2 protein-coding genes are annotated in these 2,422 nt (G+C 75.3%); both read left to right on the plus strand.

What is annotated here, in order from left to right; translation table 11 throughout:
• A partial coding sequence (locus tag ACFXA3_RS41010) for a DUF4349 domain-containing protein (protein ID WP_385196332.1) occupies positions 1–899 on the plus strand: 899 nt, incomplete at its 5' end.
• A 60-nt stretch (positions 900–959) separates the two neighbouring features.
• Positions 960–2,342, plus strand: a complete 1,383-nt coding sequence (locus tag ACFXA3_RS41015; protein WP_385196335.1) for an FAD-dependent oxidoreductase — start codon at positions 960–962, stop codon at positions 2,340–2,342.
• Positions 2,343–2,422: the final 80 nt, after the last annotated feature.

Genomic DNA, 2,422 nt, shown 5'->3' on the forward strand with positions numbered 1-2,422 from the left:
GCGCCCGCCCCCCCGGGGCCGCCGGCGCGCCGGGGCCGGGGGGGGGGCCCGCCGGCCGCCCCGGGGGGGGCGGGGGCGGCCCCCCCCCGGCGGCCGCCGGGACCGACGCGGCCAAGAACGGGCAGCAGCCGGCCGCGGTGCGCCCGCACGTCATCCGGACGGCCACGCTGGCCCTGGAGACGCCCGACGTGCAGAAGGCACTGGCCGCGGCCCGTACGGCGGCGGAGGGCGCGGGCGGGTACGTGGGCAACGAGTCCACCCGGCGCGAGGACGGCCGGATGACCTCGACGCTGACGCTGCGCGTGCCGGGCGACCGCTTCGACGCGGTGCTCGGCGCCATGGAGGGCAGCGGGAAGCTGCGCAGCCGCAAGGTCGAGGCGCAGGACGTGACCGAGAAGGTCGCGGACGTCGACAGCCGGGTGAAGTCGCAGCAGGCGAGCGTGGCCCGGGTGCGGGACATGATGGACAAGGCCACGGCGCTCGCCGACGTGGTGATGCTGGAGAGCGAGCTGAGCAAGCGCCAGTCGGACCTGGAGTCGCTGCTGGCCCAGCAGACGGCGCTGAAGGACCAGACCTCGATGGGCACGATCACGATGGAGGTCTCGGAGCCGGCGCCCGAGCCTGTGAAGAAGAAGGAGGAGGACGGGGCGCCGTCCTTCACGGCCGCCCTGAGCGGCGGCTGGAACGTCTTCACCGCGATCGTGCGGTACCTGACCCTGATCATCGCCGTCCTGCTGCCGTTCGCGGTGACGGCCGCGCTGGTGCTGCTGTGCCTGCGGCTGTACCGGCGGCTGCGCCCGGCGAAGCCGAAGGCGAGCCCGTCGCCGGAGCAGGTTCCGGCCGCGGTGCCGGCCGCACGGCCCGCCGGCCCGACGGAATCGGCACAGCTTCCGGACTGAACACGCATTCGCCCGTAGCGTGTTCCCCACCAGACGGCGGTGCACAGGACGGGGCGGACGATGGCGGTGGAACGACTGGTGGTGGTCGGCGGTGACGCGGCGGGGATGTCCGCCGCGTCACAGGCCCGGCGGCTCAAGGGCCCGGCGGAGCTGGAGATCGTGGCGTTCGAGCGCGGGCACTTCACCTCGTACTCCGCGTGCGGGATCCCGTACTGGATCGGCGGCCGCGTCGCCGGCCGGGACGAGCTGATCGCCCGTACGCCCGAGGAGCACCGTGCCCGGGACATCGACCTGCGGATGCGCACGGAGGTGGTGGAACTCGACCTCGCCGGGGGCCGGGTCCGCGCCCGCGATCTGGATTCCGGATCCGAGTCCTGGACGGGCTACGACAAGCTCGTCGTGGCCACGGGTGCCCGCCCGGTCCGCCCGCGGCTGCCCGGCATCGGCGCGCACGGGGTGCACGGCGTGCAGAGCCTGGACGACGGCCAGCGCCTGATGGACACCCTGGCGCGGACCAAGGGCCGCAGGGCGGTCGTCGTCGGCGCGGGCTACATCGGCGTGGAGATGGCGGAGGCGCTCGTCGAGCGGGGGTACGAGGTCACGGTCCTGCACCGCGGGCAGCAGCCGATGGCCACCCTGGACCCGGACATGGGCGGGCTGGTGCACTCCGCGATGAACCGGATGGGGATCCGCACGGTGTCCGGGGCGGAGGTCACGAAGATCCTCACGGACGAGGAGGGCCGGGCCCGTGCGGTGGCCACGGCCCCGGGGGACGAGTACCCGGCGGACGTGGTCGTCCTCGGCATCGGCGTGGAGCCCCGCACGGCGCTGGCCCGGGACGCGGGGCTGCCGCTCGGCGAGTCCGGCGGCGTCCTGACGGACCTGTCCATGCGGGTCCGGGGCCACGAGAACATCTGGTCGGGCGGCGACTGCGTCGAGGTCCTGGACCTGGTGGCGGGCCGGATGCGGCACATCCCGCTCGGCACGCACGCCAACAAGCACGGCCAGGTGATCGGCTCGGGCGTGGGCGGCGGTTACGCGACCTTCCCCGGGGTGGTGGGGACGGCGGTCAGCAAGGTCTGCGACCTGGAGATCGCCCGTACGGGCCTGCGCGAGAAGGACGCGCTGGCGGCGGGCCTGCGCTTCGTGACGGCGACGATCAGCTCGACGACGACCGCGGGCTACTACCCGACGGCCGCGGACATGACGGTCAAGATGCTCGCGGAACGCCGCACGGGCCGGCTGCTGGGCGTCCAGATCGTCGGCGGAGCGGGTTCCGCGAAGCGGGTGGACATCGCGGCGGTCGCCCTGACGGCGGGGATGACGGTGGACCAGGTCGTGTCCTTGGACCTGGGCTACGCCCCGCCGTTCTCCCCGGTCTGGGACCCGGTCCTGGTGGCGGCCCGCAAGGCGGTCGCGGCAGTGCGCAGCGCCCCTGCCTGACCCGGCCCGCCGGGCTCACCCCCCCCCGGCCCCGGGCCCCCCCCCCCCCGCCCCCCCCGAGCGGGGGGGGGGGGGGGGCC

The sequence above is a fragment of the Streptomyces sp. NPDC059456 genome, assembly GCF_042750055.1.
Classification (GTDB): Bacteria; Actinomycetota; Actinomycetes; order Streptomycetales; family Streptomycetaceae; genus Streptomyces.

What these genes read in the sequence shown, in the direction of transcription:
- ACFXA3_RS41015 (WP_385196335.1), top strand. Translation starts at nt 960, where the DNA reads ATGGCGGTGGAACGACTGGTGGTGGTCGGCGGTGACGCGGCGGGGATG.